Annotated in this window: 24 protein-coding genes and 1 pseudogene; 22 read left to right on the top strand and 3 right to left on the bottom strand. The window is 34.5% G+C overall.

Annotated elements, in window-relative coordinates:
* Window positions 1-23: 23 nt before the first annotated feature.
* The 21 genes from JFT95_RS23900 (at window position 24) to JFT95_RS23800 (ending at window position 22866) form a co-directional block, all read left to right on the top strand.
* Window positions 24-2252, top strand: coding sequence for a heparinase II/III family protein (locus JFT95_RS23900; RefSeq protein WP_159147309.1), 2229 nt, complete (start codon window positions 24-26; stop codon window positions 2250-2252).
* Window positions 2253-2372: 120 nt separating this feature from the next.
* Window positions 2373-3563, top strand: coding sequence for a glycosyltransferase family protein (locus tag JFT95_RS23895; protein WP_159147307.1), 1191 nt, complete (start codon window positions 2373-2375; stop codon window positions 3561-3563).
* Window positions 3564-3692: 129 nt separating this feature from the next.
* The gene (locus JFT95_RS23890; protein ID WP_201053402.1) at window positions 3693-4901 is read left to right on the top strand and encodes a transcriptional regulator; all 1209 of its coding nucleotides are present in this window, start codon (window positions 3693-3695) and stop codon (window positions 4899-4901) included.
* A 149-nt stretch (window positions 4902-5050) separates the two neighbouring features.
* Window positions 5051-5848 (top strand): glycosyltransferase, encoded by a 798-nt coding sequence (locus JFT95_RS23885; protein ID WP_159147302.1) that lies wholly within the window; start codon window positions 5051-5053, stop codon window positions 5846-5848.
* 21 nt (window positions 5849-5869) lie between these two features.
* On the top strand, window positions 5870-6991 hold the full coding sequence (locus JFT95_RS23880) for a glycosyltransferase family 4 protein (protein ID WP_159147300.1): 1122 nt from the start codon (window positions 5870-5872) through the stop codon (window positions 6989-6991).
* Between the two features lie 205 nt (window positions 6992-7196).
* Window positions 7197-8480, top strand: a complete 1284-nt coding sequence (locus JFT95_RS23875) for a nucleotide sugar dehydrogenase (RefSeq protein ID WP_159147298.1) — start codon at window positions 7197-7199, stop codon at window positions 8478-8480.
* 219 nt (window positions 8481-8699) lie between these two features.
* On the top strand, window positions 8700-9614 hold the full coding sequence (gene tagU / locus JFT95_RS23870; RefSeq protein ID WP_016102283.1) for a polyisoprenyl-teichoic acid--peptidoglycan teichoic acid transferase TagU: 915 nt from the start codon (window positions 8700-8702) through the stop codon (window positions 9612-9614).
* A gap of 99 nt (window positions 9615-9713) precedes the next feature.
* Window positions 9714-10544 (top strand): SGNH/GDSL hydrolase family protein, encoded by an 831-nt coding sequence (locus JFT95_RS23865; protein WP_113936216.1) that lies wholly within the window; start codon window positions 9714-9716, stop codon window positions 10542-10544.
* 90 nt (window positions 10545-10634) lie between these two features.
* Complete coding sequence (galE, locus tag JFT95_RS23860; RefSeq protein ID WP_201053399.1) at window positions 10635-11627, top strand: UDP-glucose 4-epimerase GalE; 993 nt, start codon at window positions 10635-10637, stop codon at window positions 11625-11627.
* 120 nt (window positions 11628-11747) lie between these two features.
* Window positions 11748-12419, top strand: a complete 672-nt coding sequence (locus tag JFT95_RS23855) for a response regulator transcription factor (RefSeq protein WP_201053397.1) — start codon at window positions 11748-11750, stop codon at window positions 12417-12419.
* Window positions 12420-12430: 11 nt separating this feature from the next.
* Complete coding sequence (locus tag JFT95_RS23850) at window positions 12431-13861, top strand: HAMP domain-containing sensor histidine kinase (protein ID WP_201053694.1); 1431 nt, start codon at window positions 12431-12433, stop codon at window positions 13859-13861.
* Window positions 13862-13927: 66 nt separating this feature from the next.
* Window positions 13928-14710, top strand: a complete 783-nt coding sequence (locus tag JFT95_RS23845) for a DUF3919 family protein (RefSeq protein WP_201053395.1) — start codon at window positions 13928-13930, stop codon at window positions 14708-14710.
* Entirely contained in the window at window positions 14707-15741 is a 1035-nt protein-coding gene (locus JFT95_RS23840) for an ABC transporter substrate-binding protein (RefSeq protein WP_201053394.1), read from the top strand. Before JFT95_RS23845 ends, JFT95_RS23840 begins: the two co-directional genes overlap by 4 nt.
* Window positions 15742-15760: 19 nt before the next feature.
* Window positions 15761-17095: an MFS transporter gene (gene pgtP, locus JFT95_RS23835; protein WP_002184617.1), complete on the top strand. Its 1335-nt coding sequence runs from the start codon at window positions 15761-15763 to the stop codon at window positions 17093-17095.
* Between the two features lie 249 nt (window positions 17096-17344).
* Window positions 17345-18529, top strand: a complete 1185-nt coding sequence (locus JFT95_RS23830; protein ID WP_201053392.1) for an efflux RND transporter periplasmic adaptor subunit — start codon at window positions 17345-17347, stop codon at window positions 18527-18529.
* Window positions 18526-19206, top strand: coding sequence for an ABC transporter ATP-binding protein (locus JFT95_RS23825; protein WP_002130002.1), 681 nt, complete (start codon window positions 18526-18528; stop codon window positions 19204-19206). Before JFT95_RS23830 ends, JFT95_RS23825 begins: the two co-directional genes overlap by 4 nt.
* Window positions 19203-20402: an ABC transporter permease gene (locus tag JFT95_RS23820; protein WP_002139075.1), complete on the top strand. Its 1200-nt coding sequence runs from the start codon at window positions 19203-19205 to the stop codon at window positions 20400-20402. The genes JFT95_RS23825 and JFT95_RS23820 overlap by 4 nt, the downstream gene beginning before the upstream one ends.
* 127 nt (window positions 20403-20529) lie before the next feature.
* On the top strand, window positions 20530-21228 hold the full coding sequence (yknW, locus tag JFT95_RS23815) for a YknW family membrane protein (RefSeq protein WP_201053390.1): 699 nt from the start codon (window positions 20530-20532) through the stop codon (window positions 21226-21228).
* Window positions 21229-21243: 15 nt separating this feature from the next.
* Window positions 21244-21912: a YknW family membrane protein gene (gene yknW, locus JFT95_RS23810; protein WP_201053388.1), complete on the top strand. Its 669-nt coding sequence runs from the start codon at window positions 21244-21246 to the stop codon at window positions 21910-21912.
* 81 nt (window positions 21913-21993) lie between these two features.
* The gene (locus JFT95_RS23805; protein WP_201053386.1) at window positions 21994-22164 is read left to right on the top strand and encodes a hypothetical protein; all 171 of its coding nucleotides are present in this window, start codon (window positions 21994-21996) and stop codon (window positions 22162-22164) included.
* A gap of 231 nt (window positions 22165-22395) precedes the next feature.
* Complete coding sequence (locus tag JFT95_RS23800; RefSeq protein ID WP_201053385.1) at window positions 22396-22866, top strand: sigma-70 family RNA polymerase sigma factor; 471 nt, start codon at window positions 22396-22398, stop codon at window positions 22864-22866.
* Window positions 22867-22954: 88 nt separating this feature from the next.
* Here the strand turns inward: JFT95_RS23800 and JFT95_RS23795 are convergent, their stop codons facing one another.
* Complete coding sequence (locus JFT95_RS23795; RefSeq protein WP_242487618.1) at window positions 22955-23431, bottom strand: competence protein ComK; 477 nt, start codon at window positions 23429-23431, stop codon at window positions 22955-22957.
* Between the two features lie 195 nt (window positions 23432-23626).
* Here JFT95_RS23795 and JFT95_RS23790 point away from each other — a divergent pair, with 195 nt between their 5' ends.
* Complete coding sequence (locus JFT95_RS23790; protein ID WP_002034805.1) at window positions 23627-24025, top strand: DUF4359 domain-containing protein; 399 nt, start codon at window positions 23627-23629, stop codon at window positions 24023-24025.
* A 20-nt stretch (window positions 24026-24045) separates the two neighbouring features.
* Here JFT95_RS23790 and JFT95_RS23785 read toward each other — a convergent pair.
* Both JFT95_RS23785 and JFT95_RS23780 read right to left on the bottom strand, forming a co-directional pair.
* A pseudogene (locus tag JFT95_RS23785) lies at window positions 24046-24259 on the bottom strand (DUF2922 domain-containing protein).
* A 21-nt stretch (window positions 24260-24280) separates the two neighbouring features.
* Window positions 24281-24505 (bottom strand): DUF1659 domain-containing protein, encoded by a 225-nt coding sequence (locus tag JFT95_RS23780; RefSeq protein WP_002016256.1) that lies wholly within the window; start codon window positions 24503-24505, stop codon window positions 24281-24283.
* Window positions 24506-24520: the final 15 nt, after the last annotated feature.

Raw genomic sequence — 24520 nt, 5'->3', positions numbered from 1 at the left:
GTAAAGAAGCAGGTGATAGCATATTGAATTATTTCCAAAAAATAGAAGGTTTATCTGTAAAGGAAATCCTAGAGAAGGCGAAGAGAAAAATCGTTTATAAATCATCAAGAAAGATTGAATGTTGGAAAGATAGTATAGCTTCTAGTTACTCAAAAGAATTTTTTGATTATGAATTAGAGGAGATTTTATCAAAAATCGTGGAGTATGAATTTGATGAAAACGAAGTGCTACAAATTAGAGATTTAACTTCACTTTATAGGAACCATTATTTTGATTTATTGGGATCAGGGTGGGTGAATGTTAAATATAATATGAAGTGCCCGGGATTAGAAAAATATCAGTATACTTCAAAGGTAATTGAAGTTGATAAGAATAGTGATTGGATAAAAACCTTAATTAATAAAGAAAATCAAAATTATAGTAAATATGTTAGGAGTCATATATCTAGTAGTTATGTACCTATAGATTGGCGAATCGATTTCAAATCAGGATATACGTGGGACTCCAAAAAACATTATTCTGAATTGAATCTTAATATAGAGCCAGGAATTGATGTTAAAGTACCTTGGGAACTTTCCAGAATGCAACATTTAATTCAATTTGTTTGGGCATATATGCTAGCGAGTAAAGGAAACAAAGAATTTGATAATCCTGAGGTATATGAAAGAGAATTTCAAGATGAAATTCTTGATTTTATCTCTGTAAATCCCCCTAATTTTGGAGTGAATTGGACGTGCACTATGGACGTTGCGATTCGAGCGGCTAATTGGCTTTTGGTTTATGATTTATTTAAAGTACAAGGAGTAGAATTTAATAAGGAATTTGAAAAAATATTTGTACTTTCTATATATGATCATGGGAAATTTATTTTTAACCATCTAGAACGTAATAAAGGGATAAGAAATAATCATTATTTATCTAATATTGTAGGATTATTCTTCATTTCCGCATATCTTCCCGTTACAAAAGAGGTATCAACATGGTTGAATTTTTCATTTCAAGAATTAATTCAAGAGATGGATTTTCAATTTTATGCAGAAGGTTCAAACTTTGAAAATTCAACTACGTATCATCGTTTGTCTGCTGAACTTATGCTTTATGCAACAGCGGTAGCCCTATCATTACCTGAAAATAAAATAAAGATAATGCATAATTATACATTACAGAAACATATTGATATTTGTAAAAAAATAGGATTTAGAATTAATCCAAGTAAATTTTGGGGTTGCTCAAGCAAGGAGTTATTTCCAAATTGGTATATAGAAAGATTGGAAAAAATGGCGGAATTTACAGTTGATATTACTAAGCCTAATGGGGAAGTTGCGCAATTTGGCGATAACGATAGTGGAAGATTCTTCAAGGCACAGCCAATTTATAATTTATTAAAAGTTCAGGAAGCTAAAAAAAGATATTTAAATTTAAGTGCTTATAATGAATTAAGAAATAAAGAGAATTACTGGGATGAAGACTTTTTAGATCATCGTTTTCTAGTAGCAGGAATCAATGCCTTATTTAAAAGGAAGGAATTTTTTAATTTTGTAAATAAACCTTCTATAGAATATACATTAATTAAAAGTATGGTTAAAAATCATATCAAAACAAATGAGGAATCTGTTCCAAGGTGTTTAAAGCATGATACTTTAGATTTTTCTATAAATGAAAAGGAAAAAAATGAAATTAGTAAAATAGAAGAACAAGAAAAATTTGTTCAGTACAGTTTTAGATCTAAATCTAATTTGATGGAGGGAATGGGAAAAATAGCATATTCCGATTTTGGTATGTATATTTTTAAATCTCAGGATTTCTATTTAGCTATTAGGTGTGGACACTTAGGTACTAATGGAAAAGGAAGTCATGATCATAACGATCAACTCGGCATCGAGTTAGTAATTGATGGGGAAGATATTATCAAAGATCCTGGAACATATTTATACACACCAATACCAGAGAAAAGAAATCTATTTAGGTCAACTAAAGCACATTTTACAGTCCAATTTGGCGATATTGAACAAAATAATTTTTATGATGAATTGAATGGTTTATTTAGCTTAGAGCATAATACCAATAGCCGTTGTTTAGAATTTAAAAAAAATAGTTTTATAGGATGCCATAATGGTTATGGTCATAAAGTATATAGGAAAATAGAAATCTCTGAAAACCAGGTAGTGATAACAGATTTTGGGACAAGTACTATTAATCAAGTATTTAATTACTATTCAAACGGTTACGGACGAATTATGAGAAATAAATAAAGGGCATTTAAAAATAAGATTTTTTGGTATAACTCTAGTGAATTAATGGGCTAGAGAGTGGATAGTATTTTGTTATATGATGTAAATCAAATGAATTTTAGAAGGGATTTATTACGGAATATGAAGAGAGTAATGGTAATCAGTTATTGGTATTATCCGGAAAATGTAGCCCGTGCATTTCATGTGAAAGGTATTGTATCTTCGTTGATACAAGAGGGATATCATGTAGATTTAATAATTCCTAGAAATACGATGTATCAAGAGATTGGTACTAGAGACTCAGATAATATAACTGTACATCAAGTGAAGCCAGGTATTTTACTTCATAAAGAAAAAAATAGATGGGATGTTAATAAAAATATACTAAATAATTCCCATAGCAATTTTCTTATTAAAGGTTTGAAAAAACTCTATGATGTATTTGTTTGGCCAGATCGAACAATTGAGTGGGCCATAAATGCATATCGCTATGTTAAAAAAAACAAATTGCATAGTAACAGTGCAGCTATGGTGACTATAGGTTTACCAATTTCTACTCATATTACAGGACATCTATTAAAAAAAGAAGCTTCGCATTTAAAGTGGATAGCAGATTATGGAGATCCTTTTTCTTTTAATCCAGATCGGAAAATAAGAAAATATGATAAATTTCTAGAATCAAGGATGCTTAATAATGTAGATTCTATAGTAATACCCACAGAAAGTGCGATAGATTGCTACACTAATTTGGGCGTAAATAGGTCGAAAGTTCATGTTATTCCTCAACTATTTGAAGAAGAACAGGTTGAAAGTAACTATAAGATAGATAAGAATAAATTTAATATAATGTACGCAGGGTCTTTTTATAGAGGGATTAGGAGTCCAGTGGAGTTTATCCATGGTCTAGTATTAGCTAGTAAAAAGAATCCCAAATTGCATTTTCATTATTTTGGAAATGTTAATGCATTAGAAGAATTTTTAAAAGTTGAGGGATTGGATATAAAAACAATTCCTATTACAGTAAATACATTTAAAAATAGAAGTGAAATTATTAGCATTATGAAAAAAATGGACTTGTTAATTAATCTAAATAACAAGAGTACAAGTCAAATACCTAGTAAAATTATTGATTATTTGTATGCAAATAAACGGATTTTGAATATAGGTTCAACTTTAACTGAGCTATTTGATAATGTAAATAATCAAAAGGAACAAATTGCAGATAAATTACTTGAAATTAGTTTAGATAATGTAGACTTTAACTATACGGATTTAAAGGAATATTATAGTTATAGCTCTAATGCTAAAAAATATATGGACTTGCTTGATTAATTTAAAATAATAAATATATTAATACTAAAGATCGTAGGAAAATAAATTAACTAAAAATATAGGAAGGGTTCTTGCGACATTAAAAATATATTTAATAGAGTAAGATTAAAGATAGGATGATATAAATAGATGCAAAAAGGTAGAATAGATTCACTTTTTTATAAAATATATATATTTATAGCAGCATTTTTTGGGTTTTTATGGTTAAATCCATTTTTCACATGGAACAATAGCATAATACCTCTTTTTGGAATAATTCATATCTCAGTATTTTTATTATGGATTAGTATATCGGATTACAAAATTAATAAATCAAGTATATTTAGTGCTTTTTTAGCCTTTGTATTAATAGCAATTTTTAGTTTTAAGGACGATAATATTATTCGTAATCTATGGCTATATTCTGTTTCGCTTATCCCATTAGTGCTGATAAGGAATGAGGAGCGTTTAAAGATTTATGATAATTTTATTAAAATAATTGCCATATCTCTTATCCCAGCAATAGTGATAGCTATTCTTTTATTTGTAGGACTAGATTTACAATGGTCTCAGTTATCTAGTACATCTTGGACAAAACCTTACTATAGGAATTACTTTAATTTATCTATCTACCACTTTTTTAACGGATCAGATCAAAGGTACTTTTTCCCTTGGGGAGGAAGTATTGATAGAATTTGTGGAATGTTTGATGAACCGGGAGTAGTTGGAACAATTAGTGGTTTAATCTTAGCATCTAAAGGATTTTCTTTGCGTAGAGGTTATGAGAAAATATTATTGGTAGCAGGGATATGCTCTTTCTCATTTGCTTTTTATGTAATTATATTTTTATATTTTTTGGTAAAGAAGTATAAATATGCTTTGCTATCAATTGGTGTGCTACTAATATTAATGAATACTGTACCTAAAGATACTTATGTATATGAAAAGATTCTTTACAGGTTGGAGTTAGGGAATAACGAATTAGAAGGAAATAAAAGAGCGAATGCAGGGTTTGAACAAATATATAAGGAATTTTTGCAAAGTGGTAACTTATTGTTAGGGATGAAAGAAAAAGAGTATTTTTATAAAGCAAATGCTTATGGTTCAGAAGCGTTATCTTGGAAAACCTTTGTAGTAGTAAATGGTTTTTTATTATTCGGTCTTCACACCATATACTTTATGGGACATGCTTTTGCTATGAGAAACAGGTATGTTTGGATTTTTTGTATAATTTACTTCCTATCTATTTATCAAAGACCTTACGATTTTTCATTAAGCTATTGGCTTATATTTCTAGGGGGACTTGCTGCATTTAATAAGGTGTCAATGTCTAAACTTAATTCTTCAAAAAAGATTTGAGTGAACACAAATAGCCTTAATGCAGCTATTAATCAACTGGAGTAATTTAAGAAATATATAGCAGAATTAGGGATTTTGGAATCCAGATTAATTTAGATTCCTGTAATCCCTTTTTTTATTTATATTAGAAAAATGATTGGAGAGAGTATATGTCAGAAGTAGCATTATTAATTCCTGTATATAACGATCAATTTGGCTTAAATCAAACCTTAGAATCTTTATTGAAGGAAACAAAAGAGAAGGTAGATGTAGTAGTTGTTGATGACGGTAGTAAGGAATCAATTTGTGTTCCTAAAACTATTGGAATTCACCATATTATTTTTATAAAGTCTGAGGTTAATAAAGGAATTGAGCATGTCTTAAATTTAGGATTAAAGTATATTTGTGATAATGGCTATACATTTGTTGCCAGGATAGATGCAGGAGATACAATTGAGCCTAATCGATTTTATAAGCAGAAAAAATATATGTTAGATAATCCAAATTACATGTTGATAGGATCAAACGTGAGGCATACGGATATGAATGGTAAAGAAGTGTTTATAGAGCGTGTGCCGCTTTCAACAGATGAGATAAAAAAGAGGATGCATATTAATAGTTGTTTCCCACACCCATCCGTTATGTTTAGAACAGTGATTATTGAAGAGATTGGTGTATATCACACTGATTTTCCAGCAGCAGAAGATTATGAGTTTTTCTTCAGGATAATGAATAAATATGAGGTTTCGAATTTAGATGAAGTTCTCATTTGTAAAGAAATCAATCCAAATAGTATCTCATTAAGTAGGCGAAAAAGACAGTTGTATAGCAGAATAAAAATTCAAAAAAAATATTTTAACCCTCTAGTTTTAGAAAGTTATGTGGGAATAATAAAATCTTTTATCCTGCTAGTAGCTCCTAATAAGCTAATTATTGGTCTTAAATCTTTATTAAGCAGATCTAACTAATGATAAAAGGGGCAGTGAGGAATGAAAAAGATTGTTTTTATATGTGAGGCATTAGGTGGAGGAGTTAGAAGGCATTTAGTAGACGTACTCTCAAATTTAGACCTAAATAAATATGAAGTACATGTTATACATGGTACTAGGCGGGTAGATGATGTATTTCTATCGGCAAAAAATGATCTTATGAGAAAGGGGCTCTACTTTTACGAAGTCACAGAAATGGTGAGGGAATTATCAGTTAAGAATGACATAGGAGCTACAAAATTAATTATAAAAATACTACGGGAAATTAAGCCACAGGTTGTTCATTGCCATAGCTCTAAAGCAGGTGCAATAGGTAGAATAGCAGCAAAAATATGTGGAGTAAAACAAGTATACTATACGCCACATGCATATGTATTTCAAAACCCGAATTTATCAGCGAAGAAAAAATTCATATACAAGAATATTGAAAAATTATTAGGTTCTTTAACCACGAAGGTCCTTCATGTTTCTAAGGGTGAAGAAGCATTTGCTTTGGGGCATAAAGTCATTTCATTAAATAAATCAATGGTAGTATATAATGGTATTTCTTCACCCTCTACAGATAGCGAACTTCCTTTAAAAGGTTGTAAAGAGAAATTGGTAGTGGGAACAATTGCGAGAATGGATTATCAAAAAAACCCATGGTTATTTATTCGTATAGCTGAACAAGTGATTAAGGAAAATCAAAACGTTGAATTTGTATATATTGGAGATGGAGAGTATTTTAAAGAAGTTTCTGATTATGTTAAAGAGAATAATTTAAGTGAATTTATTAAATTAAAAGGATTTCATTCAAACCCAGATATAGAATTAATTTGTTTTGATATATTCTTATCTACTTCCTTATACGAGGGTATGCCATATTCATTAATAGAGGCATTATCATATAAAAAACCTATTATCGCAACGGATGTTGTAGGTAATAATGAAATAGTAGTTGATGATTATAATGGTTATCTTTTTGATAAAGATAATGCTAAAGAAGGCACACAAAAAATATTAGAAATTATAAAAAATCCTAGTCTATATAATAAGCTTTCTAATAATGGCTTTAGGTCATTTGAGGAAAATTTTACGATTGAAAAAATGCTATCTTCAATAGAAGGGGTATATTCGAAATAAAAGATTATAGGTAGTGCAAAGAAGTTTATAATTAAGGACTGGATAATCAATGATACGTAATAATAGGATTTAATTAACTGGAAGGATAATAAAGTATAGTGCGTCTATATGAAATTATTTGAGTAAGTATAATTTTTTAAGATTTTATATTCATTATAACTTTGATATATGAGTTAAATAATAAAAAAGATAAGGATTGATGAAGATGAATAAAAAAGTTTGTGTAATAGGTTTAGGTTACATTGGTTTACCAACTTCAGCTATATTTGCAAGAACAGGGTATGATGTTATAGGGGTAGATGTTAACCCAGTTGCAATTGAAATGATTAATCAAGGTAAAGTTCATATTGAAGAAGTTGGACTAGGAGAATTAGTTAAAGATGTAGTAGAAAAAGGGAAATTGAACGCAAGTGTACATCCAACACAAGCGGATGTATTTATTATTGCTGTTCCTACACCACATAATGCTGATCACACTGCAAATTTAGACTACGTTGTAGAAGCAACTAAGTCTATTTTACCATTCTTACAGAAAGAAAGTATTGTAATTGTAGAATCTACGATTCCACCAAGAACTATTGATGATGTAGTAGCTCCAATTCTTAAGGAACAAGGATGGGATGTAGGAGAAGAAATCTACCTTGCACATTGTCCAGAACGTGTGTTACCTGGACGTATTTTAATTGAATTAGTAGAAAATACAAGAATAGTTGGTGGGATTAATAAGAAATCTACACAAAAAGCAGCCGAAGTTTATGGTAGTTTTGTACAAGGAGAAATCCTTGAAACTACTGCTGTAACAGCAGAGATGTCTAAGCTTATGGAAAATACATTCCGTGATGTAAATATTGCATTAGCAAATGAATTAGCAAAAATTTCCGAAAAACTTGGCGTAAATGCTTTAGAGGTTATTAAGCTAGCTAACCATCATCCTCGAGTAAATTTACATCTTCCAGGACCAGGTGTTGGAGGACATTGTTTAGCAGTAGATCCATATTTCATTATTGAAAAGGCACCTGAAGAATCTCAATTAATTTCTAATGCGCGCTTTATAAATAATTCTATGCCTGCATTTGTTGTAGAACAATTAGCGAAAATTATTCCAGATAAAAATGCAAAAGTTGCAGTTTTAGGAATTACATATAAGGGTAATATTGATGATGTCAGAGAAAGTCCAGCTATGACAATTGTAGATTTGCTTACAGAACAGGGTTATCAAGTTGCTGTACATGATCCCCATGTTCATGAAAATCAGGTGCATTTTAATTTATATAGTCTAGAGAATGCTGTGAAAAATGCAGAATGTATTTTGGTACTAACAGACCATAATGAATTTAAACAAGTAGACGAACAAATCATTATTGATAACGCAAGAAAGGCTATTATATTTGATACGCGTAATTGTATGAATATAAGTAGTAAACAAATTTCTTATTACAATTTTAATAATCTATATAAACTAAGAAGCTTAGAAGGCGTACGAGTATAATGAATTAGTTGCAAACGGCTGATTAAGAATATGTTTTATTAAATGAAAAGTTAGATTTTTGGTATAAAATGCATATATAGAACTTTGAATTATTGCAATTAATTGCATAAGGGAGTTCGAATACTTACCATAGTTATAGATATTTTGAATGTATTTAAGATATAATTGTAACTATGTTTTTTGAGAAAAGATTTCGATTTTCGAAAGAGGGTTAAAAAGATGAAAAAGAAAATTTTATTCTGGATTCTGGGTATTATTGGCGTTCTTATTGTCGGTGGTGGAGTATATGCATATACTGTTTATTCTAATGTGTCTAATACATTAGATGCTGTCCATAAACCATTAGATCGCGAGAAATCTGAAAAACGAGATCAGAAGGTAGATGTTTCGGATAAAAAACCAATATCTATTTTAATGATGGGTGTGGACCAACGTGGTGAAGATCAAGGGAGATCAGATTCGTTAATGTTATTTACATTAAATCCTACGACAAAATCTATGAAAATTGTTAGTATTCCACGTGATTCTTATACAGAAATCGTTGGAAAAGGTACAAAGGATAAAATTAATCATGCTTACGCATTTGGCGGGATTGATATGGCTGTAAAAACAGTAGAGAATTTTCTTAATGTGCCAGTTGATCATTATATTGAAGTAAATATGGATGGATTTAAAGATATTGTAGATGCTGTTGGTGGTGTAGATGTAAATAATGATTTAGATTTCACATATGAAGGAATTCATTTTGAAAAAGGAAATATTCATTTAGATGGTACGAAGGCATTACATTATTCTAGGATGAGAAAACTTGACCCACGTGGTGATTTCGGACGTCAAATGCGCCAGCGTCAAGTAATCCAAGGAGTAATTAAACAAGGCGCTAGTGTTTCTTCTCTAGCAAGCTACGGTGATGTATTAAAAGCAATTGAGAAAAATGTCAAAACAAGTTTAACCCAAGATCAAATGTTTGATATTCAAAAGAATTATAAAGATTGCATACAGAACAGTGAGGAAATTCAAATCCCAGGTGACGGTCACAAAGCAGCTGACGGTATTTGGTACTACTACGTTCCAGACGCAGCAAAACAAGATTTAACGAACAAGTTAAAAGCACATCTTGAATTGACTAAGTAATATATATTGAACCCAACTCTTTTGGAAGGAGTTGGGTTTATTTTTGCTTAAATTTATATTAGTATTATATATTGTGAGATTAATAGATGAGGTGAATCGATGAATAAGAAAGCAGTACTTGTCCTATTTATTTTTGTATTGTTTATTGCTTCTGTTGTGAGCGGTAAATTATATTGGAATAAGAAGATTGCGAATGCAACAGGGCAAACGAGTGAAGTAACGAAAACAAAGGCTGAAGTGAAAGATAGCCGTGCGAAGAAGGACGAGAAAAAAGAAGAGAAAAAACAAGATGTAAAGTCATCTTTTAATGAAGCATACGCGAAGAACTTGCCAGATGCAGTGAAAGAGAAGTTAAAGAAAGCTGCTGCGGATAAGAAGGCAGTAAATCTTGTTATTGTTGGTGATGAAGCTTCTTCATCTGAAAAAGATGCTTGGGTAGCTAAGTTCACTGCTAATTTAGAGGCTTCTTACGGTAAAGGTTTATGGAATGTGACGGTAAAGGAATATAAGGGTGAAAGTACAGAGGAATTAATTGCAAATAAACGCGATAAAGAGATTGCGAAAGACAATCCAGATGTAATTTTATTTGAACCACCATTTATTACCGATAACGGAAAAACTGGTAATGGAAATTCTGTAGCGAGTACACAGAAGTTTGTGCAAGCACTTTCTACTAGTGCAAAAGGCGCTACAATTATGATTCAACCATCAAACCCAGTGTATGGTGCGAAGAATTATCCGAAAGCGATTGAAGCATTAAAACAATTTGCGACGCAAAATGGTTATACATATGTTGATCATTGGGGAGCTTGGCCTGATGCAACAACGAAAGCAATTTTACCGTACTTACAAACAGAGTTCGGTTTCCCAAGTGCTAAGGGACATGAAGTTTGGGCACAATATGTAACGGATTATTTTGTAGCTAAGTAATGATATATAAAAGGTATACGAGCAATCGTATACCTTTTATAATAAGAAAGTGAGTAAGTAAGAAATCCTAATATATGTAGGAGGAAGACAATGAATTCAATTCTAATCTGCGGCGGAGCGGGCTATATCGGTTCTCACGCTGTTAAAAAATTAGTAGACGAAGGTTTATCTGTAGTTGTAGTAGATAATTTACAAACTGGTCATGAAGATGCGATTACGGAAGGTGCGAAGTTTTATAATGGTGACCTTCGTGATAAGGAATTTTTAAGAGATGTTTTTAAACAAGAAAATATCGAGGCGGTTATGCATTTTGCAGCTGATTCTTTAGTTGGAGTTAGTATGGAGAAGCCTCTTCAGTATTATAATAATAATGTGTATGGTGCACTTTGCCTGCTAGAAGTAATGGATGAGTTTAAAGTAGATAAGTTTATTTTCTCTTCTACTGCGGCGACTTATGGTGAGGTAGATGTAAATCTTATTACTGAGGAAACGAAGACAAATCCGACGAATACATACGGAGAGACGAAGTTAGCAATCGAAAAGATGCTTCATTGGTATAGCCAAGCTTCAAATTTACGCTATAAGATTTTCAGATACTTTAATGTGGCTGGTGCAACTCCAAGTGGTATTATCGGGGAAGATCACCGTCCAGAGACACATTTAATCCCTCTTGTTTTACAAGTGGCGTTAGGTCAACGTGAGAAGATTATGATGTTCGGTGATGATTATAATACACCAGATGGTACTTGTATCCGTGATTATATTCATGTTGAAGATTTAGTGGCAGCTCATTTCTTAGGACTTAAAGACCTACAAAATGGTGGAGAGAGTGATTTCTACAACTTAGGAAATGGTAATGGATTCAGTGTAAAAGAAATCGTTGATGCAGTTCGTGAAGTTACGAATCATGAGATTCCGGCTGAGATAGCACCACGTCGCGCGGGAGATCCAGCACGTTTAGTTGCTTCTTCTCAAAAGGCGAAAGAGAAGTTAGGATGGAATCCTGAGTATGTAAATGTGAAGACAATTATTGAGCATGCGTGGGATTGGCATCAAAAACAACCAAATGGATATGCTAAATAAATATAATAAGTGAAAGAGAGGGTATCGTCGACAAAATATGTTCGACAATACCCTCTCTTTTTTTGTCTTATTTTTGCTATACTAAACTGTACTATAATACAGGATGGAAGGAGGAGAATGATGAAAATACTTGTAGTAGATGATGAATCGAGTATTCGTAATTTGATTCGGATGCAGTTAGAGATGGAAGGATACGAAGTATTGACGGCGGCTGATGGTAGAGAAGCTTTAGAGAGATGGAATGAGCAGCCGGATGTACTTATTTTAGATGTGATGCTTCCTGATACGGATGGGTATGAGTTGTTACGTTTATTCAGGGAGAAGGAGCGTAATATTCCGGTGCTTATGTTGACAGCGAAGAGTCAGATGAATGATAAGTTACTTGGTCTTCAGCTTGGAGCAGATGATTATGTGACGAAGCCTTTTAATTATGCGGAGCTTATTCTTCGGGTGAAGAATATGGCGCGGCGCGTGACGAAGAAGGAGGTTCCTTTAAATCATGAGGTGATTGGGGCTGGTGATTTACTTATTTGTCCAAAGGAACGAAAGCTTCATGTGAGTGGGCAGGAGATTCAGTTAACGTACCGAGAGTTTAATTTATGTCAGTTGTTTGTTTCGAATCCGCAGCGTGTGTTCATGAGGGATGAGCTATTAGAGAAGGTATGGGGGTTTGAGTATATCGGAAATACGAGAGCGGTTGATATTATGGTGCAGAGACTGCGAAAGAAGCTCGGTGCGAGCGGGGAGTATATTAAGACAATTTATGGTGTGGGGTATAAGCTTGATTGCTAAAAGGTGATGATATGTCTTTAAAACGAAATATGGTGTTTGGAATAGTTGGATTGTTGATTCCAATTCTTGTTCTTTTGTATGCGGTTGTTTATATTGCACTGGAGAAGAATGTGTATCATAATGCGGCAGATTCCTTAGAAAAGTTAAGTGTGGAAGCGCAAATTTATACGATGAATTATTTAGAGAAGGAAGCAGAAGTGGAGACGTTAGGTCCTAATTCGCTTTTAATTGCTTCGTATTTAGCGAAGCGAATGGATGTCCGGGTGCAGATGATTGGGAAGAATGGAGATGTTGTTGCAGATACACAAAAAGGAGCGTTACTTCATCGGAATATTGATATTGAGAGTTCTTTGAAGGGAAAGAAATCGTATGTTTTCGAGGAGGGAGACCCAGCTCCAATTCTTTTGTTTTCAAGTCCGGTTTATTATGGAAACGATGTCATTGGGAGTATTCGTTTTATAAATGAGTTAACGGATGAGAAGGAAGTTTTAACAAATGTGAGTTGGACGTTTTTAATAACGTCGCTTTGTTTAGTAGCTGCTGGTATTTTCTTTGCGATTCGTTTGGCGAAGTCTCTCCATAAACCAATTGATCAGTTAAGGCAAATGGCATATCGGCTTGCGAATGGAGATTATGAAAGTAAGATTGAGCTAAATGAGTATGTGGAAATTGCGCAGCTTTCAGCGTCCTTTAATGCGATGGCTGATGGGATTGAGCTGCATATTAAGCAGCTGAAGGAAGAGAAAGAGAAACAGAAAGATTTCTTGGACCGCATTACGCATGAGCTGAAAACACCACTTACGGCAATTATCGGTTATGTGGATTTAATTCCGAAGTTACAATCGAAGGAGGATGTGCAGGAGAGCCTCCGTTATGTGTCTGTAGAAAGTGAGCGTCTATTATCACTTGTAGAGGAATTACTTAAGTCTTCAAAGTACGGGAAGAGTACGTTTGAAGTGTCACCTACAGTCGTGAATATTAAAGAATTGGCAGAAGAAGCGGTTTCGATTGTGAAACTGAGGTTGCAGCAGTTTGAAATTGAAGTTATGAATGAGTTAACGGAAGTACACGTCGTTGCGGATTTTGATAAGACGAAGCAAATTTTCTTGAATGTGCTTGATAATGCGATTAAATATAGTGATGCTACGCAAGTTCGTATGAATGTAATTATAAATGAGCAGGAAGCGAAAGTTTTTGTTCATGATGATGGTATTGGTATGGATGAAGGTGTGCTTGCAGAATGGAATGAGTCTCCGGAAGGTAAGGTGCTTCCTTCAAGTTACGGGAATGGCTATGGCTTATACATTTGTCAGGAGATTATGAAGAAGCAAGGCGGAAGTATGCGAATTGAGAGTAGTGAAGAAATGGGAACTACAATATGCATTACATTTTTACTTCCGAGACGGATGGAAGACATAAAAAACTTGAAAGCGGTTAAATGATACATTTATGAAACAATTATGCGGTATTTTCGAAACAACGTTTTTTTATCTTGGAGGTAGGCAGAAATGAAAAGGCTATCATTTCAAATTCTTATGTTTGTCTTTTGTATGATCGTTTCTCTTATTTTGTTTTATGTTATTGAGAAGCAAATATATAATCGAATCACAATTGTGGATGACAAACAAGCCGTTTTACAAAGAGTGAATGAATCCCTTCCTACTGAAGTGAAAATAAGGCATGAGAAGTGGGGAGAAATTGTTGTAACGGATGAAGTTCGTTTGCATACGATTGTTTCATTCTTTGACCGAATTCGAATAGAACCGAGAGAAGCGAGGAATCAAGAACAAGTATTTACTGGAGAAGTAACGTACTTGAATGGACATAAACGTACTTTTGCAGTAGGTGACTTGTTCCAGTACGAGGCTAATGTATACGGAAAGAATGGCACGGATCCGATGATCTCAGCATTTCAAACGTATTTGTTAAGTCTGTATTATACACCAGAGCGCATTAGTAATTTCTTTGCGGAGGCAAAGGAAGTTGTAGTGAGGCAAGGGGATGTAATACGTACTATAGATCTTACGCAAATATTTGATTCTATTCGATACGCAAAGCAAATTACAGACTACGGAGAAATTCAGAAATTATTACAATCACAGAATGAGCCGATTGCTTATATTACTGCCTATAAAACAGGCAAACGTGTAAAGAATGAGCGGGAGGATATTCTAACTATTTCTGTGTATCCATCGTACTTTGTTGTGCAATATCTCGGTGATAATAACGGGAATGTCATGTATATGAAGGGCTCCCTAGCAGAATTCCTTGTAAAGGAGAGTGCGTCATGAGAAAGATAGCCTTTTTCTTCTTTTTGCTAGTAATCGGAGGAGCGATGTCTAGTTGCTCTCGAGATACAACCTCTATTAAATATAATAAAAGTGGTCTCCCTATTTTGGATGATCGTCATCTCGTTGCGTATGTAGCGGCCCGCGAGGAAGTTGGTGAAGCTTTGCTTTCGTCATTTTGTAAACAACGCGGGTGTACATATGAATTTATTCGTCTATCGACAGAAGAACTTCTTCGGAGAGTAGAAGAGGAAGCTGGAAATCCGAAGGCGGATATTATTATTGGCGGTACAGTAGATGCGCATCAAATGATGAAGCAAAAGAACCTTTCTATTCCTGTTACGACCAAGCATGCGAATCGTATTTCAAAGACTGTTAAAGATAAAGATGGTTATTGGTACGGTTATGAAGTGGAGAAACTGGCAATCGCGATTAATAAAGAGCGGTGGAATGAAGAAATAGCGCCGCTCGGTCTTCCCTATCCATCAAGGTGGCAAGATTTATTAGATCCGGTATATACGGGTAAGATTGCAATGCCTGATCCAAATGTTTCCGGCACAGCATATACTTTGTTTCAATCACTTATTGATACTTTAGGTGAAGAAGAAGCGAAAGAGTATGTTAAGAATCTTGCAAGGCAAGTTGGTGAAGTAACGGTGAATGGTTATATGCCCGCAGAACTGGTTGCGAGCGGTGAATATATGATAGGCATCAATTTTGCGGGCGATCAGAGAATGCTTCAGAAACAAGGCTTTCCTATTGTAAGTAATGAACCTGAGCAAACAGGCTTATCTGTTAATGCGATTTCGAAACTGAAGCGTGCACCGAGTGGTTTTATAGCGGACTTATTTATTGATTATTGTTTATCAGAAGAAGCGGGGCACATTTTAGAAAAAGTTTCGTTTGGCGTACCAACGATGTTTGCGAAGAATCAGAAAGAGATAGAAGGTCAGCCAGTTAGAAGGACGAACAAAAATATATCAAATAGTGGAATAATCGAGATATGGAATAGACAGCGTCTCTCTCAGCAGTGAGAAAAGGAGACGAAAGAATATGTTTAAATGGCTTAAGCCAGCACCTGCAATTGAGAGATTGCCGGCGGATATGATTGACAGGGTATACAAATTATTACGTATTCGTGTGCTAATGGGAATTTCAGTTGGGTATGCTGCTTATTATTTAGTGCGTAGTAACTTTACGTTATCAAGTACGTATTTAGTACAAGAATATGGTTTTAGTACAGCGGAAATTGGATTGCTAGGTTCAGTAATGGCAATTGTTTATGGATTTAGTAAGTTCTTTATGGGGAATTTATCCGATAAAGCTTTCGCCCAGCGCTTTATCGCAGTCGGATTATTCTTATCAGGGCTTGTAAATATTTGCTTCGGTTTTGCATCTTCATTTGGGATGATTGTTACATTACTTGTCTTAAATGGTATTGTACAAGGTATGGGAGCACCACCTTGTAGTATCGTTATGACGAAATGGTTCTCGAAGAAAGAACGTGGTACGAAAACAGGTATTTGGAATATTTCACATAACGTTGGCGGAATGCTAGTGCCGCCCCTTGTCGGAATTGGTGTAGGTATTTTCGGTGAAAATCATTGGCAGGGCGGGGTATTTATTTTCCCAGCGATTATCGCAATGGTAATTGCAGTTCTTGTTTGGATTAATGCGAAGGATACACCAGAATCTGAAGGTCTTCCTCCAATTGATGAGTATCGTAATGACTATGAAAATCTTGAAAAAGCAGATAATGCTAATAAGATGTCACCAAAAGAAATTTTAATGAAATATGTAGTGACAAATAAGTTCGTTTGGTATTTATGTATTGCAAATGCATTTGTTTACTTAATTCGTTTCGGTGTTATTAACTGGGTTCCGCTTTATTTAACGACAGTTAAAGGTTTTTCAAAAGCAGAAGCGCATGCTGCATACGCGATTTTTGAAGGTATGGCAATTCCAAGTTCATTAATCGTTGGTCTTTTAAGTGATAAGTTATTTAAAGGAAAACGTATGCCATTATGTATTATGAGTATGGCCGGAGTTGTTGTTGGTACGGTTGTATATTGGCAAGCATCTAGCGTACTTGTTGTAAGTATTGCAGTTTCTATTATCGGTTGTTTAATTTACGTACCACAGTTTTTAATCGGTTTAAGTGCGATGGAATTAGTACCGAAATTTGCAGTAGGTACAACAGTTGGTATGTGTGGTCTGTTCGGTTATGTAGGCGGAAGTCTTGTAGCAAACGCAGCAATTGGTGTTATTGTTGATCGTTCTGGCTGGGATGGCTGCTTCATCTTACTATTAGCAGGCGGTATTTTATCAACAGTATTCTTATTTATCGTTCAACGTGGACATGAGAGAAAAGGTCCTAAAGTGGCGTAATAGTTTATTCAGAAAAGCGATCCAATCATTATTTTGGATCGCTTTTTTTTATATAAGGAAACCTTTCCTTAAAACTATCTTAAAAGATAGAATGTCATATTTCTAATCATTGGTATTTTTGTTACAATATAAATGATTGTGTAAAACTTTGTAAAATGAGTGTAACAATGTAAGTGGGGATGAAATTTTCCGAAAGTTTTATACAATTAAATAGCTATTAAACTATTAAGATATAAAAGGAGAGAGAATATGTTACCAAATACGGTTCGTACTCCAAACAAGAAGAAGAAATGGATTATCATCGGAGTTATTGCACTAATTGTTATTGTAGCAGCAGTTAATATTTTTGTTATGCAAGGTAAGAAGAAAGGTACGGCTAATACAGATGCTGTAAGTTTTGAGAAAGTGACAGAGCGTAAGCTTAATAATACGAAGTTAATTTCTGGTCAGGTGAAGCCAGGAAATATTGAAAGTTTCTATGCGGATCCGACTAAAGGAAAAGTGAAAGATATTGCAGTGAAAGAAGGACAAGAGGTAGAAAAAGGAACGAAACTATTCTCTTATGATAATGAAGAAATTAATCTTCAAATGAAGCAAGCTGATCTTGATCAGAAGATGGCTGATATGCGTTACGATCAAGGGAAAAAGAAGATTGATTCATTGAAGAAAGAAATTAAGAAGGTAAAAGATGGCGGGGCTGGGAAAGAAGTAACAGACCCAATGGAAGAGCAAGTAAGTGAGTTAGAAATGGCACAAAAGACAACTGACCTTGAGAAAGAAAAAGGGAAGTTACAAAAAGAAGAGTTAAGTAAAAAACAGAAAGAACTTACGATTTATAGTAATTTTACTGGTGTTGTACAGAAGTTAGATAAGGATGCAGCGCAAAGTTCATCTCAGGCGTTAGGTGGTCAAGGGAAAGCATTTTTACAAGTTGCTTCTAAAGACCCGTTCCAAGTTCAAGGGACTTTAACAGAGCTTCAAAAGTCACAAATTCAAAAAGATCAAACGTTCACTGTAACTGCGAAAGCAAATAATAAGAAAAAGTGGACAGGTAAGATTACGGAAGTAAGTGAATTCCCAACGAGTGCAGAGATGGCTCAAGCTGCTGGTGAGGGAACTCAAAATATGTCTCAATATACATATAAAGCAAGTCTTGATAGCCAAGATGGTTTATCTCCAGGTTATCACGTTTCTCTGCAAGTAAATTTAGAGAATAAGACGATGATTGCTGTTCCAAGTAAGAGCATTGTAGAAAAAGGAGAAGATGCATTTGTTTATATCGAAGACAAAGGAAAACTTCGTAAGCAAAATGTGAAAAAAGGTGCGAATGATGGAGATTGGACAGAGGTTGTTGAAGGCGTAACAGTGGGGCAAAAGGTGGTTAAAAATCCTTCCGACAACGTGTATGACGGAATGGAAGTGAAAGAGAAATGATTACGTTAAATAATATTGCTAAAACATATTATCAAGGAAAATTGGCAGTGCCGATTTTACATGGTATTAGTTTAACAATTCAAAGCGGTGAGTTCGTTTCTATTATGGGACCGTCTGGTTCTGGTAAATCAACGCTTATGAATATTATCGGTTGTTTAGATCGTCCAACAGAGGGCGAATATATGTTGAATGATGTGAATATCTTAACAGCAGACGAGTCAAAACTAGCTTTAATTCGTAATGAATATATCGGCTTTGTGTTCCAGCACTTTAATTTGCTGCCGCGTCTTTCCGCAGTGGAAAACGTTGAACTTCCGCTCATCTATGGTGGGGTGAAGAAAGCAGAGCGTCGTCAGAGAGCCCTTGAAGCGCTTGGAAAAGTTGGATTATCAGATAGAGTCCATCATTTACCTAGTGAGTTATCAGGTGGACAGAAGCAACGTGTAGCGATTGCGAGATCGATTGCAAATAATCCAACGTTTATTATGGCCGATGAGCCGACAGGTGCACTTGATACGAAGTCTGGTGCACAAGTTATGGATATTTTCACGAAGCTCAATGCAGAAGGTACGACGATTGTTATGGTTACGCATGAAGAAGAGGTAGCAGCGTATTCTTCCCGCCGCATTGTACTGCGAGATGGGAAAGTTACAGAAGATAGAAGGTGTGCAGTATGAGTTTACTAGATAGTATGAAAATTGCCTTATCGTCTATTTTAGCTCATAAACTACGCTCAGCTTTGACGATGCTAGGGATTATTATCGGTGTAGGCTCTATTATTACCGTCGTTGCGATTGGGCAAGGCGGGGAAGCTGCACTGAAATCCCAATTTGTTGGATCAGGTAATCAAACGGTACCGATTCATTATAGTGCCGATATGAATGATCCTTTTGGTATGGCGATGGTAGAAGCACCGAAGATAACTGAAGAAGATATTTTTGAAATTAAAAAAATTCCAGATATCGCACATGTTGTAACAACAAATTCAAGTATGGAACCAATTGATATTGAAGATAAAATAGAAATGGTGAATATTACTGGATTAGACAGTGAGTACTTTGCAGTAAATAAAGTAAAGTTGTTAAAGGGACGTTCTTTACAAGAATCAGATGTGGATCAAGGTAATAATGTTGTCATGATTAGTAAACAAATGGAAGAAAAGGTGTTTAAGGATGCCAATCCAGTCGGTAAAATTATTGAAATGAAGGGGCAACCGATGCAAATTATCGGTGTCTACAAATCAGATAACGAGTTTATGGGAATGGGACCGTCAGAAGCACTAGTTCCGATTTCATTATGGCCGACACTGTATGGAAAAGATGAAATTCAAAATATTTCTGTTCAAGCGAAAAATGTAGATAATTTAGAAAAAGCAGGTAAAAAAGCTGCTGATGTCTTAAACAGTCGTAAACCGACTGATGCAACTGGTAAATACGAAGTTATGAATTTAAAAGAACTTCAAGAAGGTATTTCAAAGATGACCGGTATTATGACAATGATTATTGGTGGTATCGCTGGTATTTCATTAGTCGTTGGTGGTATTGGTGTTATGAACATTATGCTCGTATCTGTAACGGAGCGTACGCGTGAAATTGGAGTACGTAAAGCACTTGGAGCGACGCGTAGTAAAATTTTATTACAGTTTTTAATTGAAGCAGTTATGTTAACGCTTCTAGGTGGTTTAATCGGAATTGGTCTTGGGTATGGCGGGGCATATATCGTTTCCACATTTGCGAAGTGGCCACCGCTCGTTTCATGGGAAGTTGTCGTTGGGGGCGTATTGTTCTCTATGACATTAGGTATTATCTTCGGATTAATTCCAGCGAACAAAGCTGCGAAATTAGATCCAATTGAAGCACTTCGTTATGAGTAAATTGTTAGTGTAGTAGAGAAGGGGTTCTCTACTACACATTACCGTTCTAGTGGGCGGTTCGTAGCCTCAAAATGAGGATGTGAACCGCCCGTTAGAACGGGTTATATAAATAGAAGGAGGCGTTATAATGGAAGCGAATTTGAATACGCAAAAAGTTAGCGGAGAGAAGCCATCATTATTTGGAATGATTACTGCTCCAGGCTTACAGTTTGAGCGAATGAAGACGAGTGAAAAAGTTTGGGGTATGCTCTTCTTAGTTGCGTTGTTACAAGGACTTGTAGGTGGTTTGAATGCGTATGTTACGTATACATCACCTGAGATGATCAAAATGAAAAAAGAACTAGGTGAACTTGCAGATCAGGGCTCACTGGTATCAGATGTGATTTCTGGTACGATATGGGGAGCAGTAGGTGCTATGCTTGCAACATTCGTTATTGCAGCTATTTATAAAGTATTTATGATGTTCTTCGGAAATGATACTTCTTATAAGAAATTAGTAATGATTATTGTATATGCGAACATTGCTGTTATTATTGGTTTACTTATTAATAGTGTTATAGCTTTAATATTAGGTGTTGGACCAACTGCGTATACAAGTTTAGGACCGTTATTTGAGGAAGGTTCAGTTGCTTACGGAATCGGTAGTACGATTGAAGTATTCTATTTATGGAATATCGTTTTAATTTGGTTGGGGTTACAAATTACAGCTGGATTAAGTAAAGTGAAAGCAGCTATTCCAATTATCGTTTTATTCATTATTAAAGCGGTATTCTTAGCGGCAATTGTTGTGTTAGTTGCGGCGTTTTTACCTAATATGCCAATATAATAAGGAGGCGTTATAATGGAAATGAATATTAATACGCAAGATGCAGGTGCGAAGAAGCCATCATTATTAGGAATGATTACATCTCCTGGTGTACAGTTTGAGAGAATGAAGACTAGTAATGCAGTTTGGGGTGCATTTTGGATACTTGTTTTATTAGGAGCAGTTGTTGGTGGACTTGCTGTTTATGTAGACTCTTTAACCCCTGAGGCGATTAAGATGAATAAGGATTTGGGTATTAGCGTTACACCTATAATGTCGTTTGGTATGGGTGCAGTATTTGGTGCTATTGGTATGGCGATAGGTTTCTTTATTAGTGCAGCAGTGTATAAAGTATTAATGATGTTAATGAGCAATGATACTTCTTATAAGAAATTATTAACGATTAGTGTGTATTCAAGCATTATTTCATTACTTGGTTTATTAATAAACACAGTATTAGCACTTGTTTTAGGCGGATCAGGGAAAGAAATGTATACTGGTTTAGGACCGATTTTCGCTTCAAGTGGTGGTGTTGCAAAAGGTATTGCAAATAATATTGAAGTGTTCACAATTTGGGGATTTGTTATTACATGGTTAGGTCTTCAAATTACAGCTGGTTTAAGTAAAAAGAAAGCAACAATTCTTATGGTTGTCTTCTTTATCTTAACTATTGGATTTGGTGCGGTAAAAGGAATGTTCCAATAATAGTGATGTTTTACGTCACTAGAAAGAAATGCAGCAATTATTTTTATAATTGCTGCATTTTTTTTGTAAGGAGGGATAAATATGCTTAAGAAATTTTTAGCAAATGTTTTGTTTATGTTAGTCGTAACGTTGTTAGCTGTAGAATATATGCCGAATAAAAATCCTTATATATTTGTTGGTGTTACAAGCTGTATTTTAGCTACTGGTTTATATGCGATCGATAGATTTTTTAAAAGCATAGCTAAAGAGTAATGTAGCTTGCAAATATATAAACAAAAGGTTCCTTCTAATGTATAGGAGGAACTTTTTTATTTTTACCCCTATTTCAAATACCCCAAGTAGAATTTCAAATACTGCCTAGTGTAATTTCAAATTACGGCAGCAGTATTTGAAATTACCCACAATGAAATTTCCTTTCTCATTTTATATTGTAGAGGTACCGCGGAATACTGAAGAGGTATACCTTTTAGAAACGGGCACTGTGTGAAGCCAGCGACTTTTGCAGATACGGTTGTTTTGTATGAAGGTATGATTATAAATCAAATAAAGAGGTTAAATATTTATCAAGATCATGAAGAGTATTACCAATGTGGCTTAATTGATCTTTGGTATGCATATGAAAGGTATGAGGAGGAGAAAGGAAGTTTTCCTGCTTATGCGGTTGTAACGGTACGTGGTTATATATTGGAGAGGTTGAAGAAAGAATGCGTAGTGCAAGAGAGGTATGTATGCACCGATGAGTATGGTGAACGATTTGGGTATGAAGATATGGGAACGAGGGCGAAGGACTTTATGAGTGTGTTAGATGAGAGGGAGAAGCATATCATTTCAGAGCGATTTTTTACAGGGAAAAATATGGGAGAGATAGCTTCTGAAATGGAGATGACGTACTATCAAGTGAGATGGGTATATCGACAAGCACTTGAGAAAATGAGAGATAGTGTAAAGGGATAAGAATAATAAGTAGAATGGAAGGCAAAGCAAAGGAAATATTGCGTTCCATTCTATTTACTTTAAGGCAGTAAATGTGGCAAGAGGTTTTTTAAGGTAATGAATCTTTCATGTTCATTCGGGATAATACATGTCCAGATTTGAAAAATTGTTGCTGTAACTTATGAGAACCTATTTGTATTGTTATGGTAGTTCCGTTAAAAAAACGAATGTTAGCTTTGTTAGTTTTTTGGGGAAACTCTATCTCATCTATATGGTTATAGAACAACCAAATGCAGCTTGGAGAAGAAGGAGATTCTGTTGGGAAAACGCAAATATATTCTTTGTGATTAATCGGAATTGGAACATTTTGTTTGAGCTTAAAGTTTATTTGGACTGCATGACGTCTACCTTGATAAGTAGAATGAACATGTGTTAGACAAGATTTCTTTATGAGTTGGATAGCTGTTTGGCAAGAGTACAGAGGGTTTCCGCTACTGTCGATAATTTTTGTCCGGTAATAAGGGTGTTTGCAAGGTTCGAGCATCATTGTAGAACTAGAAATAAAAATATCATTCTCATTATCCATGATTCTAAAATCCTCCCTTACAAAAAATTATTATTCCGAATATAATTATATACGAATTATGTAAAATTATTATTAATCTTTTGTTTCGTATTGTAAATTTTTACGGTTCGTTTACAATCAATAGATGATAGTCTTTCTAATTTGCATCGCTTGTACATATATATGAAAATAGAAAAGAGTAGGCGGTGATATAGCATGAAGAAAAAGTATATTATTATGGCTCTAGCTGTTGTTCTCTTAGTTTATTTAGCAAACAGTAATCCGGGTAAGGGAGAATATACGGATTGGGCAGCAAAACAATTTATGAAGCGTAATGATGTGAGTAAGAAGCTAGAAGAGGTTGAGAAAGAAAACAAAGAGGGTATACTTGGCGACTTAGCATCGGCGGGAAAAAAATTGGCAAATAAGTATGTTGAACCACAAGTTGGATTATTAATTGAGCATTATACAAAGCGAAATGATTATATTTTCTTCTCAACATATACGACAGAGTTTGATTTAGGCGGAGAGAATTATAAGTATGTTTGTGTTGGTTTTTCAAACATCTTTATTCCAATTGAAATGCCGAAGAAAAAAGACGAATCTGCAAAATAATGCAGATTCGTCTTTTTGATTTACGGAGTGATTTGAACTTCAGATACGTTTTTTTCTATGAGGCGAGCCCCTTTTTTACGAGTATTTTCACTAATTGATGAAAATACAGATGAAGCAAGAATGGTATCCATTACTTGATTTACGAAGTTCATTTACTGGTGTAATGGGATTATCGATAGACAAGACAACTGTTTTTCCATCTTCTTTCACGAAAACTAACTCTAGTACTTGCATGTTTTATTACCTCCTTTTTAATTATAGATTAGAAAGATCTGACGTGCTTACAAGTTGTACAGCGTGAAGTGATGATTGTTGTAGTGAAGCAAGAGCACGTGCTACTTCATGTACTTTTCCTAAATCTGCATTTGTTTTCACACGTTTGAATTGTTTGTTCTTAAAAACTGTTTTACCGTTTTTGTCTAATCCTCCGTTTAATACAAGGCGTAAAGTTAAATCCATTACGATTGTTTCAACTGCCATGTTTATCACCCCCTT

Origin of the sequence: Bacillus sp. TH17 (genome assembly GCF_016651125.1) — a bacterium.
GTDB lineage: Bacteria > Bacillota > Bacilli > Bacillales > Bacillaceae_G > Bacillus_A > Bacillus_A mycoides.
This window is presented reverse-complemented; position numbering and strand designations above follow the sequence as displayed.